Source organism: Allobosea sp. FW305-C-101, assembly GCF_058783685.1.
Genome location: NZ_JBYSYT010000002.1, coordinates 154,771 through 169,317 on the forward strand (window position 1 = coordinate 154,771; position 14,547 = coordinate 169,317).

15 protein-coding genes and 1 tRNA gene are annotated in these 14,547 nt (G+C 63.6%); 9 read left to right on the forward strand and 7 right to left on the reverse strand.

Annotation, left to right across the window (positions count from 1 at the left end):
* The 5 genes from fliG to AC3WMA_RS08210 all read right to left on the reverse strand — a co-directional run bounded on the left by fliG (nt 1) and on the right by AC3WMA_RS08210 (nt 5,643).
* Entirely contained in the window at nt 1–990 is a 990-nt protein-coding gene (fliG, locus tag AC3WMA_RS08190; RefSeq protein WP_492286072.1) for a flagellar motor switch protein FliG, read from the reverse strand.
* A 104-nt stretch (nt 991–1,094) separates the two neighbouring features.
* Nucleotides 1,095–2,789 carry a flagellar basal-body MS-ring/collar protein FliF gene (gene fliF / locus AC3WMA_RS08195; RefSeq protein WP_492284908.1) on the reverse strand — a complete coding sequence of 565 codons (1,695 nt, stop codon included), beginning with the start codon at nt 2,787–2,789 and terminating at the stop codon, nt 1,095–1,097.
* A gap of 302 nt (nt 2,790–3,091) precedes the next feature.
* On the reverse strand, nt 3,092–3,367 hold the full coding sequence (gene sciP / locus AC3WMA_RS08200) for a CtrA inhibitor SciP (RefSeq protein ID WP_038359348.1): 276 nt from the start codon (nt 3,365–3,367) through the stop codon (nt 3,092–3,094).
* Between the two features lie 107 nt (nt 3,368–3,474).
* Nucleotides 3,475–4,137 carry a flagellar hook assembly protein FlgD gene (locus AC3WMA_RS08205; protein WP_492284909.1) on the reverse strand — a complete coding sequence of 221 codons (663 nt, stop codon included), beginning with the start codon at nt 4,135–4,137 and terminating at the stop codon, nt 3,475–3,477.
* Nucleotides 4,138–4,152: 15 nt separating this feature from the next.
* Nucleotides 4,153–5,643: a flagellar hook-length control protein FliK gene (locus tag AC3WMA_RS08210; protein ID WP_492284910.1), complete on the reverse strand. Its 1,491-nt coding sequence runs from the start codon at nt 5,641–5,643 to the stop codon at nt 4,153–4,155.
* A 254-nt stretch (nt 5,644–5,897) separates the two neighbouring features.
* Here AC3WMA_RS08210 and mnmA point away from each other — a divergent pair, with 254 nt between their 5' ends.
* The 7 genes from mnmA to AC3WMA_RS08245 all read left to right on the forward strand — a co-directional run bounded on the left by mnmA (nt 5,898) and on the right by AC3WMA_RS08245 (nt 11,837).
* Nucleotides 5,898–7,085 (forward strand): tRNA 2-thiouridine(34) synthase MnmA, encoded by a 1,188-nt coding sequence (mnmA, locus tag AC3WMA_RS08215; protein WP_492284911.1) that lies wholly within the window; start codon nt 5,898–5,900, stop codon nt 7,083–7,085.
* A gap of 36 nt (nt 7,086–7,121) precedes the next feature.
* Nucleotides 7,122–7,766, forward strand: coding sequence for a class I SAM-dependent methyltransferase (locus tag AC3WMA_RS08220; protein ID WP_492284912.1), 645 nt, complete (start codon nt 7,122–7,124; stop codon nt 7,764–7,766).
* Nucleotides 7,767–7,845: 79 nt separating this feature from the next.
* A tRNA-Met gene (locus AC3WMA_RS08225) sits at nt 7,846–7,922 on the forward strand.
* A gap of 429 nt (nt 7,923–8,351) precedes the next feature.
* Nucleotides 8,352–9,905: an OpgD/OpgG family glucan biosynthesis protein gene (locus AC3WMA_RS08230; RefSeq protein ID WP_492284913.1), complete on the forward strand. Its 1,554-nt coding sequence runs from the start codon at nt 8,352–8,354 to the stop codon at nt 9,903–9,905.
* A 192-nt stretch (nt 9,906–10,097) separates the two neighbouring features.
* Nucleotides 10,098–10,340 (forward strand): hypothetical protein, encoded by a 243-nt coding sequence (locus AC3WMA_RS08235; protein WP_492284914.1) that lies wholly within the window; start codon nt 10,098–10,100, stop codon nt 10,338–10,340.
* Between the two features lie 142 nt (nt 10,341–10,482).
* The gene (locus AC3WMA_RS08240; protein WP_492284915.1) at nt 10,483–10,692 is read left to right on the forward strand and encodes a cold-shock protein; all 210 of its coding nucleotides are present in this window, start codon (nt 10,483–10,485) and stop codon (nt 10,690–10,692) included.
* Nucleotides 10,693–10,727: 35 nt separating this feature from the next.
* Nucleotides 10,728–11,837 (forward strand): MlaD family protein, encoded by a 1,110-nt coding sequence (locus AC3WMA_RS08245; protein WP_492284916.1) that lies wholly within the window; start codon nt 10,728–10,730, stop codon nt 11,835–11,837.
* Nucleotides 11,838–11,934: 97 nt separating this feature from the next.
* On the opposite strand, the gene AC3WMA_RS08250 is transcribed toward AC3WMA_RS08245, so the two are convergent.
* On the reverse strand, nt 11,935–12,180 hold the full coding sequence (locus AC3WMA_RS08250) for a DUF6894 family protein (RefSeq protein WP_492284917.1): 246 nt from the start codon (nt 12,178–12,180) through the stop codon (nt 11,935–11,937).
* 54 nt (nt 12,181–12,234) lie between these two features.
* On the reverse strand, nt 12,235–12,960 hold the full coding sequence (locus AC3WMA_RS08255; RefSeq protein ID WP_492284918.1) for a Crp/Fnr family transcriptional regulator: 726 nt from the start codon (nt 12,958–12,960) through the stop codon (nt 12,235–12,237).
* Between the two features lie 439 nt (nt 12,961–13,399).
* Between AC3WMA_RS08255 and AC3WMA_RS08260 the strand changes: the two genes are divergently transcribed.
* Both AC3WMA_RS08260 and AC3WMA_RS08265 read left to right on the forward strand, forming a co-directional pair.
* Entirely contained in the window at nt 13,400–14,149 is a 750-nt protein-coding gene (locus tag AC3WMA_RS08260) for a Crp/Fnr family transcriptional regulator (protein WP_492284919.1), read from the forward strand.
* Nucleotides 14,150–14,182: 33 nt separating this feature from the next.
* Entirely contained in the window at nt 14,183–14,437 is a 255-nt protein-coding gene (locus AC3WMA_RS08265; protein ID WP_492284920.1) for a DUF6894 family protein, read from the forward strand.
* The last annotated feature ends 110 nt before the right edge of the window (nt 14,438–14,547 follow it).

Sequence of the window (14,547 nt, forward strand, 5' to 3'; positions counted from 1 at the left end):
TCAGTACACCAACTCGTCTTCGGCGCTGCCCTTGGACAGCACGATCTCGCCCTTGTCGGCGAGGTCCTTGGTCAATTGCACGAGCTTGGTCTGCGCCTCGTCGACCTCCTTGAGACGCAAGGGCCCCATGGACTCCAGGTCGTCCTGCATGTTCTTGGAGGCGCGCTGCGACATGGCGCTGAAGAAGAAGTCGCGCATCGACTGGCTGGCGCCCTTGAGCGCGCGCGCCAACGTGTCCTTCTCGGCCTGACTCACCAGCGTCTGCAGCCCGGCCGGATCGAGCTTGCCGAGATCCTCGAAGGTGAACATCAGGGCGCGGATGCGCTCCGCCGCTTCCTGGTTCGAGGCGTCGAGCGCCGAGAGGAAGCGCAGCTCGGTCTGCCGGTCGAAGCCGTTGAAGATCTCGGCCATCATTTCATGCGGATCGCGGCGGCGGGTTTGCGTCAGGGTCGAGACGAACTCGGTGCGCAGCGTATTCTCGATATGGTCGAGCGCTTCCTTCTGCACCGATTCCAGCCGCAGCATGCGCCCGACGACCTCGATCGAGAGGTCGTTCGGCAGGTTGCGCAGCACGTTGGCGGCATGCTCTGCCCGGATCTTCGAGAGGATTACGGCGATGGTCTGCGGGTATTCGTTCTTGAGGAAGTTCGCGAGCACGACCGCGTCGATATTGCCGAGCTTCTGCCACATGTTGCGGCCGGCAGGGCCCCGGATTTCCTCCATGATCAGCGCGACCTGATCGGTCGGCAGGATCTTCTCGAGCAGCGAGATCGTGCGGTCGAAGGAGCCCGTCACCGCGCCGGCGCTGGAGAGCTTGCCGACGAAATCGAGCATCAGGCGTTCGACCTCGTCCGCATCGACCGTGCCGAGCTCGGCCATGGCGCGCGTGATGATGCGGATCTCGTCGTCGTCGAATTCCTGCCAGATCTTGCGCCCGTGCTCCTCGCCGAGCACGAGCAGGATGACGGCGGCGCGCTGCGGGCCGGTCATCTCGGCGACGGTGGTCACGCCGAAACCGCCGCCCTCGATGGCGTCCGGCAGACCGGGGTTCCGCGTCGCGATGGATCGGGTATCGGCCATGTCTCAGCGCCCCGTCACGCGGCGGATCTCTCGTGGATCCAGCTCCGCAGCACCGCGACCGAGTCGGCCGGATTCTGCGAGACCAGGGCCCCGATCTTTTCCACGGACTGCGCCTTGAGTTGCCCCTTGACCTGGGCGATCGCCAGCATCCGCTCGGAAGGCGCCGCATCGACGTCGATGGGCAGCGGCTCGCCGTCGGCGCCAACCGTCATCGCCCGCCCGCTGCCGGCCGGATCGCCGGTCGCGTCAGCGGGCCCGACGAGGACGCCGCCATTGCGCATGAAGGAGGGGATCGCCCGGACATTGCTGTTGTCGGCTGCCAGCACCTGCTTCAGGAGCGGGCGCACCACCGTCATCAGCACGATCACGGTGAGCAGCGAGATCACGGCAAGCTCGGCGAAGCGGATCAGGTCCTCCCGGGTGAAGGAGGTGAGCTGCTGCATCAGCGTCTGCTCGGTGAGATCGGCCGGCGGCGGGGGCGCCTCGGCAAAGCGCAGGTTGACGACCTCGACCTTGTCGCCGCGGCCCTGGTCGAAGCCGACTGCGGTGCGCACCAGCTCGCCGATGCGCTCGAGCTCCTCGTTGTTGCGCGGCTGGTAGGCCATCTCGCCGGCCGGGCTGCGGGTGTAGTTGCCGTCGACGAGGACCGCGACCGAGAGCTTCTTGACCCGTCCGCCCTCCAGCACCTCGGTACGGGTGGTGCGCGAGATCTCGTAATTGGCGACTTCTTCGTTCTTCTGGGAGTTCTCGCGCTGGTTCTGCTGCGCGCCTTGCGTCTGCTGCGCGCCCGGCAATTCGTTGCCGACCGTGACCGTGCCGTTGCCACCCTCGGTCGTGGTCGAGGCTTCCGTGCGGTTCTGGCTCGAACGCAGGACACGGCTTTCCGGATCATAGCTCTCGGAGCGGCTCTCGACGCGGTTGGTGTCGAGCGCGGCCGAGACCTGCACCCGCGCCCGGCCGTAACCGACGACACTGGCGACGATGTCCTCGACCTGGCCCTTGATGCGCTTCTCGATCGCGGTCTGGCGCTCCTCGATGCCGAGCCCGATCAGGCCCTGGTCGCTCTGGGCGCCGTCGGCCAGGAGCCGGCCGCGCTCGTCGACGATCGAGACCCGCTCCGGCTTCAGGCCATCAACGGCCGAGGCGACGAGATGGCGCACGGCCCGAACCTGCGCGGCATCGAGCTCGCCGGCAAGCTTGAGCGCGATCGAGGCACGCGGCGGCTCGCGGTCGCGCTCGAACAGGCGCCGCTCCGGGATGACGAGATGGACGCGCGCCGCCTGCACCCGCCCGATCGAGCGGATGGTGCGCGACAGCTCGCCTTCGAGCGCGCGCAGATGATTGATGTTCTGGACGAAGCTGGTCGAGGAGAAGGCGTCGCCCTTGTCGAAGATCTCGTAGCCGACGCCGCCGCCGGCCGGGATGCCCTTGCTCGCGAGGTCGAGCCGCAGACGCGGCACGTCGGCCTTCGGCACCAGCACCGTCTGGCCGTCGCCGCGCAGTTCGTACTTGATGCCGCGCGCATCGAGATCCTTGAGGATGGCGCTGACGTCCTGGCTTCCCAGCTCCGAGAACAGCACGCTCATCGCCGGCTGTGACATCCGGAGCATGACGAAGCCGAAGAAGCCGACGAGCACCAGCGTGACGGCCAGCATGGCCGCCAGGCGCGCCGCGCCGAATTTGGCAAACTGCTCGATCAGGCCGCTCACGCCGTCATCCGTCCCACAGAATCGCAGGGACGGCGCACCTGCTCCGACCCACTAGGCAAGTTTTTCCCAGTGCATGGTTAGCGGGCGGTTAATTTTTGGATGCGGGTCGTTAATCTTTCTCGCCGGCCAGAGCATTTTCAAACGAAGTGGGCACCGGTTCGCGTGAAGAAAATGCGCCAAACAAGAATTTGGAGCGGTTCAGCGTTCCCAAGGAGCGCGGAACCGCTCTGGTGGTGCAAACGCCAAAGGCGCCGGCCCTGTTCGGGCCGACGCCTTTGAAAAGAAACGGAAATATCTGCTTCTTACTGGCGGTAGTGCTGGATGCGGGTCGTCCGAAGGCCGGCGAGGCCGTGCTGGTCGATCGACATCTGCCAGCTCAGGAACTCATCGACGGTCAGCGTATAGCGCTGGCAGGCTTCCTCGAGGCTGAGCAGCCCGCCGCGCACGGCAGCCACCACCTCGGCCTTCCGCCGGATGACCCAGCGCCTGGTATTCATCGGGGGCAGGTCCGCGATCGTCAGCGGACTTCCGTCCGGTCCGATCACGTACTTTACCCGCGGTCGCAATGGCTCGGTCATGGTACTCTCACACAACTCAACAGAGCTACTGAGGGCAGCATAGGCGGGTGGTTTTAAGAATTGGCTAAAACGATCGCCTCGGATGTCCACGACTGATTCGCCCGCGCTCAATCGCCGCGGACCACGCTCTTCACCTTGTCGATCGGGATGCTGATCCCGCCGATCTTGAGCATCGGGATCGACGAGGTGAAATCGACGCCGTCGACCACGCCGCTGATCTGTGTCTTCGCCGTGATGGCATCGCCCGCCACGCTCTTGGCATCGATCGTGACGGTGTACTCGCCATCCGCCGCCTTGCTGCCCGTGGAGGTCGTGCCGTTCCAGCTATAGGTCTGGTCGCCGGCGCTGAACGATCTGGTCTCCGTCTGGACCACGCTGCCCTTGGAATCCTTGATCGTGATCGTCGCGGTGCCCGCGGAGGGCATGGTGACCTTCCAGTCGGCTTTGCCGTTGAGCAGCCGCGCCGTGGCGCCGTCGGCCGTGACCGTGGAGCCGATGAACCCGACCGCGTTCGTCGCCGTCCCTGCCGCGCTGAGGCTAAGCAGGGAGGCGAGCGTCTCGTTCGTCCTGAGCTGCTGCTCGACGCCGGCGAACTGCACGAGCTGCTGGGTGAACTGGTTGGTGTCCAGCGGGTCCAGCGGCGACTGGTTCTTGAGCTGCGTCGTCAACAGCGTCAGGAACTGATCGAAATTATTGGCAATGCCGCTCGTGGAGCCGGTCACCGTGCTGTTGCTGGTGCCCGATGTGCCTGATGTGCCGGAGACCGCCATGGCGCTTGTCCTCGTTCAGATGCTGAGATCGACGCCGCCGAGCCGGACGAAGCGGCGCTGCGGGACGGGGTCGATGGAAAGGGGAGCGTCCTCGGCCAGATCGGCGCCATCGGGCTGGCGCGCGCGCTGCGGCGCCTCGTCCTGCTGGCGGTTCTGGCGGAAGGCCGATTGGTCGGACGGATCGCGCAAGGTGATGTCGACGCCGGCATCGGACGGCTTCAAGCCCGCCTGTTCGAAGGCACGCTCCAGCGTGCGCGCATCGCGCTGCAGGAGATGCAGGGTCTCGACGCGATCGACGACCAGCTTGGCGCTGACCTCGCCCTTGTCGGAGATCGAGAGGCTGACATCGACGCGGCCGAGTTCATCGGGATCGAGCCGGATGTCGAATTGCCGCGAGCCCGACATAGCGCGCAGGCCGATCTCGATCGGCACGACATGGATCGGTGTCGGCTGGCCGCTCGCCGTGCCCTGGCCCGGAGCGCCGGGAACGTTACCAGCCGCCGCATTCGGATCGAACGGCTGGACAAGGCGGTCATGCCCGGATTTTCCGGGCGCCTGCTGCAACAGTGTCGAGAGGTCGAATGGCGTTGCCGGCTGCTGGAGAGCCTCAAGCGCCTTAGCCTCGGCGGGCACCTGCGTGCCACTGGCTGCCGCAGGCTGGTCGACCTTGGCCAGGATATCTGCAAGCTCTTTCACGCCCTGCCCGGCGGCTCCAACCGCGTGCACGCCCGTCGCGGTCTTGGCCTCACCAGTGACAGCTGCTGCCACCGGCGCCTGTTCCGTCGCCGGCATGGCGACGACAGGCAATCCTGCGGCTGCGGCAGCGAGGTGCGGCCGTGTGATATCCTTCTTCGTGCCCCCCTCGGTCGACATCGCCTCGACGGCCTCGCCCTCGGCGGCATCGACCGCCAGGAGCGGGCCCTGCGGCAGTAGCGCAGGCAGAACCGCGACCGGAACCGGCACAGCCGGGGTCTGGGTTTCGACAACAGGAACGGGTGCCGCGGGGGCAGTCTCGCCCTCGCCTGCGGCCTTGCCCTCCGTCTTCGAACCGTCCTGCGCCTCGCCGGCGGCTTCACCGGTTTCAGTCGCCTCGCCTTCGCCGGCAGGCTTGGCCTGCGCGCCCATCTGGGCGGCAGCCATCGCGATCAGGAACGCGACCCCGCTCGCATCGGTCTTTGCTTCCTGCGGCATGGCCGCGCCGGACTGGACAGGTGAAGAGGTCGGCACAGCCGGTGAGACGACTGCCTTCGAAGCATCCAGCTGCGCCTTCACCTTGGCCGGATCGACGACCTGCTCCGCACCGGTCGCATCCTTGGCCGCTGCGGCTTCCGGCGAGGCTGCGGCCTTGCCGGCCGCACCCGCCTTGCTCGCCCCGGCAGTCGCCGTCTCGGCTTCGGGCAGCGCAAAGACCTCGCCGCCCTCGCGCTGCTCGGTTTGACCGGCGCGCGACCGGGTAACCGGCGCTTCGGCGAGGGCCTGACTTGTGAACGCAGACTGGATCGGCATGAACGGTCCCGTGACGTGGGCAACAACGCGCCCGACCCGGCCCAGCAAGTTGCGAGCCAGAAACGGCCCTTGCTGAATCAAAGACTTAGAACCATCTGACATGAGGGGCGGGCAATATGAGCCCGGTCCCAGAAGCCCAAGCCGGCAGGATTTGCCGATCCTGCTGGCGGCATCCGAGCAAAGCCGGTATAGAGCCGGCAGACGCGCCGACGCCGCCTTTCGAGCCTCCCGAGCCAGCCACGACACAGCCGAGAATGACCGCGCCCCTTCGCAATTCCCTCGACATCGCCAAGCCGCCCGCGGCCACACGCGTCGTCGCAGCGATGTCCGGCGGCGTCGATTCCTCCGTGGTCGCAGCCCTGCTCAAGCGCGAGGGCTACGATGTCATCGGCGTCACGCTCCAGCTCTATGACCATGGCGCCGCCGTCCATCGCGCCGGCGCCTGCTGCGCCGGGCAGGATATCCACGACGCCCGCCGCGTCGCCGAGACGATCGGCATCCCCCATTACGTCCTCGACTACGAGAGCCGCTTCCGCGACGCCGTGATCGAGCGCTTCGCCGAGAGTTATCTCGCCGGCGAGACGCCGATCCCTTGCGTCGAGTGCAACCGGACCGTGAAGTTCCGCGACCTGCTCGACCTCGCCAAGGAGCTCGGCGCCGACGCGCTGGCGACCGGCCATTACGTGCTCAGCCGCGATCTCGGCAACGGCCATCGCGGCCTGTTCCGTGCCGCCGATGCCAGCCGCGACCAGAGCTATTTCCTCTATGCCACGACGCAGGAGCAGCTCGATCTGCTGCGCTTCCCGCTGGGCCATATCGACAAGGCGCAGACCCGCGCGCTCGCGGCCGAGCTCGGCCTCGCCATCGCCGACAAGCCCGACAGCCAGGATATCTGCTTCGTGCCGAACGGCCGCTATGCCGATGTCATCGAGCGCCTGAAGCCCGGCGCCGCCCGCCCTGGCGACATCGTCCATCTCGACGGCCGCATCCTCGGCCATCACGACGGCGTGCTCCATTACACCGTCGGCCAGCGCAAGGGCCTCGGCATCAGCGCGAGCGAGCCGCTCTACGTGCTGCGCCTCGACGCCGACGATGCCCGCGTCATCGTCGGCCCGCGCGAGGCGCTGAGCGTGCGCGAGGTTCGCCTGCGCGACCTCAACTGGCTGGGGGAGATGTCGCTCGACGCCCTGCCGCCCGAAGGGCTCGACGTCGCCGTGCGCGTCCGCTCGACCCGCGCCCCGCGCGAGGCCCGCCTCTTCCGCGACGCGGACGGCCTGCGCATCGAGCTCGCCAGCGATGAGGAAGGCGTGTCGCCTGGCCAGGCTTGCGTGATCTATGCCGATGCCGGCTCCGGCTCCCGCGTCCTTGGCGGCGGCACCATCCTGCGGCGTCCCCTCGCCCTGCCGGCCGCGCCCGCACCGGCCGCCCTCGCCCTGTCCTGACCGCTCAGGCCCGCTCTTCCGCTCGGATTCCCCATCATGCCGGTGACCTACGACCTCGACGGCCAGAAGCGCGTCTATGCGACCTGGGCCAAGTTCTATGACCGGATCTACCAGAACATGCTGGCGCGCCCGCAGCGCGAGGCGGTCGAGGCGGCCTGCGCCTGCGGCCCTGACATTCTCGAGATCGGTGTCGGCACCGGTCTCACCCTGCCCTATTTCGCGCCGAACTCGCGCGTGCTCGGCGCCGATCTTTCGCTCGACATGCTCAGGGTGGCCCATCGCAAGGTGGTGAACCAGAAGCTCGACCATGTCCGCGGGCTGATGGTGATGGATGCCTGCCGGCTCGGCTTCGGCGACGAGCGCTTCGATGCCGTCACCGCGCAATTCGTGATCACGCTCGTGCCAAATCCCGAGCAGGCGCTGGCCGAGATGGACCGCGTCCTGAAGCCGGGCGGCGAAATCATCATCTCCAGCCGCCTCGTCGATGATGGCGGCATGCTGGCGCCGTTCTGGAGCGCGGTCGCACCCCTGTCGAAGGCGATCGGCTGGAGCTCCGATTTCAAGGTCAGCCGCCTGACCGATTGGGCGAAGGCGACCGGCCGCTACGAGACGGTCCATGTCGGGCGCGGCTATTTCAAGGTCGTCCGGCTGCGCAAGCTCGCCTCTGTTCACAAGAGCTGAGCGCAAGGCTTGACGAGGCCGGGTCGTGGCGCCTATATCGCGCCTCGACGACGAGCCGGCTTGCCGGCTTCGACCCTGTGGCGGGGTAGCTCAGCTGGTTAGAGCAGCGGAATCATAATCCGCGTGTCGGGGGTTCAAGTCCCTCTCCCGCTACCACTTCTTTTCATAGCGAAATCAATGATCTGGATACGGTCACGCCTGGGAACAGAGCGTGATTTCATGTCATGGTCGCTTACGAAACGTTTCGTTTGATTTCAACGACTTACAGCAGCATCGCTTGCCGGCTCGTCGGTGAGAACGCCGCGCCCATCAGCCTTTTCACGCGGGCTAAACTGGGCTCATCGCCACCCCGCTTATCAGGACGGGCTCGCTTCGCGTAACGGGACGATGATCACCCGCATGGCGTCAGCACGTTCTTGCTGACTGGTGTTCATTCGCACAATGCGCCGGACGACGGGAACCCCCATTACCCTATCAACGTTCTAAATCCAGCGTGCGCTAGGGCGGCCGCATATCCGGGGGGATTCCATCATGTCGCCACCGTCTCGACGCGCATTTCTCGTCCTGCTTTCCGGAGCCGGTCTGTTGACGGGCCGCGTCTCCTCGCAAGCGCAGACGCCCGCAGGAGCCGCCAACGGCTTCAGCTATCAAGACGTCGTCCAGCAGGCGATCGCGCTCGCGAAGCAGCCTTTCGATGCCGAGAGCGCGAAGATTCCAGCCGAGCTCTCAAGCCTGACCTATGACAGCTATCGCGAAATCCGGTTTCGGCGCGACAAAACCTTCTGGCGCGAGGGTGGATCCGATTTCCGCCTGCTGCCCTTCCATCTGGGCTTTCTGCACAACAAGCCTGTGCAGGTTCACATCATCAACCACGGCAACGCGATCCCGATCCCCTTCACGACCGGTCTGTTCGAGTACGGCAAGGTTCCGGTGCCCAAGAATCTCTCGCCGGCGCTCGGCTTCGCGGGTTTCACCGTCACCACCAACCTGAACGACCCCAAGGTGCAGGACGAGGTCATCTCCTTCCTGGGCGCGAGCTATTTCCGCTTGATCGGCCGGGGGCACCGTTACGGGCTTTCGGCACGCTCGCTCGCCTTGAATGTCGGCGGCGAGGGTCCCGAGGAATTCCCGTTCATGCGGGCGCTCTGGGTGGAGGAGCCGTCGCGTGACACGACCGAGCTCGTCATCTACGCCCTGCTCGACTCCCCGTCGGTCGCAGGCGCATTTCGCTATGTCGTCAGCCCAGGCCGCAACACCTCGATGGACGTGACCGCGACGATCATCCCACGCAAGGAAATCGAGCGGATCGGCATCGCGCCGCTGACCTCGATGTTTCAGGCTGGAGAGGGCGATCTCGGTCAACGAACTGATTTCCGCCCCGAAATCCACGACTCGGACGGGCTGATGATGCAATCCGGCAGTGGCGAATGGATCTGGCGTCCCGTTCGCAATCCCAAGGTGCTGCGCATATCGAGCTTCGGCGACAAGAACCCGCGCGGCTTCGGTCTGATGCAGCGCGACCGCGATTTCGGCAGCTATCAGGATCTGGAAGCGCGCTACGATGCGCGGCCAGGTTACTGGGTCCAGCCACAGGGTGACTGGGGCGAAGGCCGGGTCGACCTCATCGAGATTCCGACGGATAACGAGGCCTTCGACAACATCGTCGCTTGCTGGACGCCGAACAAGCCTCTGCCCAGTGGTCAGGCTGCCGAATTCAGCTACCGCATCTCGGCATTGTCGACGACCTGGCACCTGCATCCTTACGCCCAGGTGCAGCAGAGTTTCAACGGCTCGGACATCGAGGATGGTGTTTCCGAGGGCAAGGGCACGAAACGCTTCATCGTCGATTTCGCTGGCGGCGACCTCGCCTACTATCAGAGCGAGCCCGAGCGTCTGGAACTGGTCGCGACGAGCACCGCCGGCTCCATCACCACGAAGATACTGACGTTCAATGCGCCATTGAAAGGCGTGCGCGCCATCGTCGATGCGACGCTGCCGGATGGCCAATCGGCCGAGCTGCGCATGTTCCTGAGAGGGCGAAATCGCACCTTGAGCGAGACCTGGACCGCAACTTGGTCGGTTCCGGCGGGCGACGCCGCGCGGCCGCAGCCTTCGAAGAGCGAACCGCCGCGCAAGTGACGAATCTGCCCTTCAGTGTCCCATGTCGCAATCGTGCTGACTGCGACTTCGCTGACCAACGTTCTGCTCGTCGTCGATCGCTCAGTAGAGAGATGGGCCGTACGCGATAGCAAAAGGCTGAGCCGGTGGCAGGCGCGGGGCGCGGAACACTCGTCACTCGCGCCCGTTCCTCCACGATTGGAGGACAAACCCATGGCAAAACAACCTGAAGCTTTGGCTACCTTCGCGGCAAGCGCCCGTAACGATGGGAAGAAGCCTCGCAACATTGGCCTTCACGCAACGGATGAAACCAGACCTCTCCCCACCAATTCAAAACAGAAAACAGATGCCGCAACGAAGGTTCTGCGAGAGGGTGTGCTCCACAAGGACCAGGGAGCCGACGAAGCCGTCGATGCTCTGCCGGATAGAACGCGAGACATCAAACGGCGCTCCTGACCAGAGCGGCGAATATCGCCGGGTCATCAGACGTTTCGATGGCCTTGGGCTTAGGCGACATTGACTGTTGACCCGGCCCAAGGAGCAGCTTGTCTGAGTGCCTGAGAGCGCACATGTTCGGCGATCCACTATGGAGATGCATATGGCTAACGGCGTCGTGAAATGGTTCAACGAGACCAAGGGCTATGGCTTCATAACCCCGGACGGCGGCGGCAACGACGTCTTCGTCCATATCAGCGCTGTCGAGCGCGCCGGCCTGCGTGGCCTGAATGAAGGGCAGAAGGTTTCTTACGAACTCGTGGCTGACAAGCGGTCGGGCAAGCAATCCGCCGACAACCTCAAGGTCGGATAGAAACAAGGGTCATGCGTTCCCGGGGAGCCCATGCATTGATCGGACTGGCTACGCTGGTCGTCGTAGCTATGCTTTTCGGACTCGCATACTGGTTCAGCAGAGGGCAGACCGATACGGTCGACGTCCGGTTGATCTTCAACGGCAAGGTTTCGGGCTTGGGGCGAGGCTCCAGCGTCCTCTTCAACGGCCTGCGGGTGGGCGAGGTCACGGACATCGAGATCGAGCCCAGTGATCCCCGGCAGATCTACGCCATCCTGAAGATCAGCCGATCGGCTCCCTTGCGGGCGGATACCACTGCCCGCCTGGAAGGACAGGGCTTGGCCGGCATCGTCGCGGTGCAGCTTCGTGGTGGCAGCCCGAACGCCGCTCGGCTGACCACGGCTCCAGGACAGATGCAGCCGACAATCGTCGTCGAAGACTCCGCGAGCATTTTCGAGAAGGTCGGATCGACGGCAAAGAGCATCAATGAGTCCCTTGTCGCGATCGAGGGAGCAATCCAGGCCAACGCTGGGCCGATAACCGAGAAGATCAAGGAGGCCGAGCGCTTCTCGGCTTCCTTGAACGACAGCTCATCTTCCGTTGAGAAACTGATGAAGGGCGTTGAGACCGTAGCGGAATTCGTCACCCCGCTGCCGCAGAAACTGAAGACATTCGGCGACGACTACCTGAATTCCCTGCGTACGGTCGACAAAAATTGGATCGTCGCCATCATTGGAGATTTCGATCGGCTGACCAGCACTCTGGCTGATGTAGCCCCTGATGTGCGAAGCGTTATCAAGACAGCCGCTTCCGTGAGCGAAAAGCTCAACAGAGCCAGTGACAATGTCGATGGCGTCTTGAAGGGAGCCCAGTCATTCCTGAATGCCGCGGTCGATACCAATGGGCGGAGCGCGTTTACCGAGGTTGCCGAAACCGCAAGATCCCTGAGCGCCCTTGCAAGCAGCCTCGATCGCAGCTCAGCCGCCGCTACTGTCGAGATTGTCCGACTGACGGGCGCCGGCTTGAGGAGCGTCGAGAACTTTACAGCAAATGGGCAGGGCAGCCTCTCAGGGTTCATCCGGACCCTCGAAGGCGTCAATCGAGACCCTCAGAGCCTGCTCTTCGGCAGCAAGAACCGCATCCCCGAATATCGCGGTTCGCGCTAGCTGGCGATATTCAAGTTCATCCGTGTAGTCGGGCGGATAGCGCCGGGCGAGAGAGCTCTGTTCGCTGCGTCGCCCCGTATTCGCATGCACTCGCAGCCTAGCTTGAAACGTCAGCCTCGGTTCCGTCGAGGGACAGGCTCGCGACACAGATGGGAACACCGGTTTCGTTCCGAACGACGACACGCAGGCCAATATGATCAGAAGTCGGCAGCTTCTCGCCGATCATAACCGCCAGGATCGACTTTGCGGCATGCTTCGCTGCTTCGAGATCAGGAAAATCCACCCCCTCGTCATCCGTATCAGGGGCAGAACCGTCATCGGTATCAAAGTAAAACCGTGCCATCTCAGCAGAATGCCGCTCGCCCGCCCAAGTTCCTTGTCGAGCCTGAAATCTGCATCACTCGTCGTAGCGCTTCAAACGCAGATAGTTCGGGTCGAAATCAGCGCGCTGGCACAGACCTTCCCAATCCAGAATACGGATTAGATTCGCACGTACTTCTACCAACCTTTCCCGCTTGAGCTCTCGCAATTTCTTGTTGGTGTGAACGGTCGATAACCCCAGCACATCGCCCATTTCAGGCTGGTTGAGCGGCAAGCCGCATGTCACCCCATCCGACAGGCCGATGGCCTTCATTCGCGTCACGTACTCGCAGAGGAAATGCGCGATGCGCGCTGGAGCGCTCCGCTTCCCGAGACTGACTGTCCAGCCTCTCAGAATGGACGCCTCGACCAGAACTTCCAGCCAGAATGCCTTTGAAATCGCATAGGATTTCTGGAGCGTATGCTTGATCGCAACATGAGGGATGAAGCCGACCAGTGCTGGCGATAGCGTCCCGACGGTGTGATCCATCGTATCGATATGGATCGACTGAAGGTCAGGGATATCGCCTGGCATATGCAGCGAGAGAATTTGCCTTCCGCCGTCTCGAACGACCTTGTAACGGCACAGCAAGCCTTCGAGAACGATGCAGCACTGATTGTTATGGCGGCCTTCGAGAATGATGTCTCGACGCGCTTCGTAGCGCCTTATCGAGATAGGCAGGCTAAGGAGAATTTTGGTGTCATCTGCGGAAAGCCTTGATCGCGTTTCCAACTTCCTGACCAACGCATCGAGTTGCGACAAAGGCCGCATCAATGCACATCCAATGTCATCGTGTCGGCGTTCGACAGCGGCACAGAAGGACAGAGGTTCAGCAAAGCGATCGAAGGCGCAGTCATTACGCCTTCGTAGTCGGCTCAACCTCGGCAAGAGATGTCATTTGACAGAGCCAACGGGCAAGTTCGTCGAATTTTAGTGCCCGAGGAGTTCACGCTGCGCCCTTGGCCCTGCGCCCCCCATGTCAGGAAAACGGCACGGAGCGCACCGAGGACTTTCGCGCGAACAGTCTCCCGGCTGGATAGCGAACGGCATCGGGCCTGCCTCACCCCATGATCCCTATGGTCGCGATGTGGGGATGGCACCGAAGGGCGTAGGGTTGCGTTGTACGAGGCACCGCATTTGAACAGCTCAGGGAACTGGGTGATAAGTCCCGGCGTCGCGCCACCCGAATGGCAGGGAGCGAATGGACAAGCAGCTTTATCTTGAACGCCTCGTTCTCAAGCTCGAAACCCATATTCCCTTGCCGCCTGCCGAACGGCAGAAATTGCTGGATCTGCCGCTTACCCTGAAGCGCTTCGAAGCCGGCCAGGACATCGTCAGCGAAGGCGAGATCACCAAGCAGTGCTGCTTGGTCGCCGAAGGACTGGTTTGTCGCTACAAGATCGTCGGCGACGGCGTGCGGCAAATCCTGTCGCTTCATCTTCCCGGCGACATTCCAGATATCCACTCGCTGCTGATCGAGCGCATGGATCATTGCCTGGGAGCGCTGACGCCCGCGGTCGTCGGCCTGATTTCACATGATGCCGTCCGAGCACTCACGCGAGCATCCTATCGGATATCCGAGGCATTCTGGCGAGAAACGCTCATCGAAGCCTCGATCTACCGCGAGTGGATGGTGGGTATCGGGCGCCGCTCCGCACCCAGCCGCTTAGCTCATCTGCTCTGCGAGTTCATCACCAAGATGACAGCCATCGGCTTGTCGGACGGAGTGACCTGCAACCTGCCTTTGACGCAGCCGGAAATCGCCGATGCGCTCGGGCTGTCCACGGTTCATATGAACAAGAAGCTCAGGGAGATCCGGGAAGCCAAGCTCATCCGGCTCCGCGCCAATCGACTGACCATTCTGGATTGGAGAGGGCTTTGCGAATTGGCGGATTTCGATCCGGACTATCTGCACCTCCAGCCCGGTGCCGCCAAAATCGCAAGTGCTTGAGGAACAGCTTGGCGCTGGCTGCATTAGGCAGACATGCCTTGCTATTTCTTCCATACCCGCGACGGAGAGAAGCTCGAATTTGACGAGGAAGGCACAGATTTGCCCGATGACCAAAGCGCGCGAAATGCCGCCAAGGAATTGCTCGCCGCGTTGAACCGCGAGAAGCTGCCCAATGGCGACCACATGTCGCTTTCTGTCACCGTACAGAACGCCGAAGGGGCAGAAATCTACATAGCCAGTTTGCGCCTGGATGGCCTGCCGCCGTCGAAGCCAGCCAAGAAGGGTTAGGCCGTCACCTGCGCGCAGCTTCGCTCGGCCAGCGCCAGTTCATGACGGTCAGCGGATAGGTCTATGCGCGTGGTGCACGCAGATGCATTCGCTGCAATGTCATTTGCTGT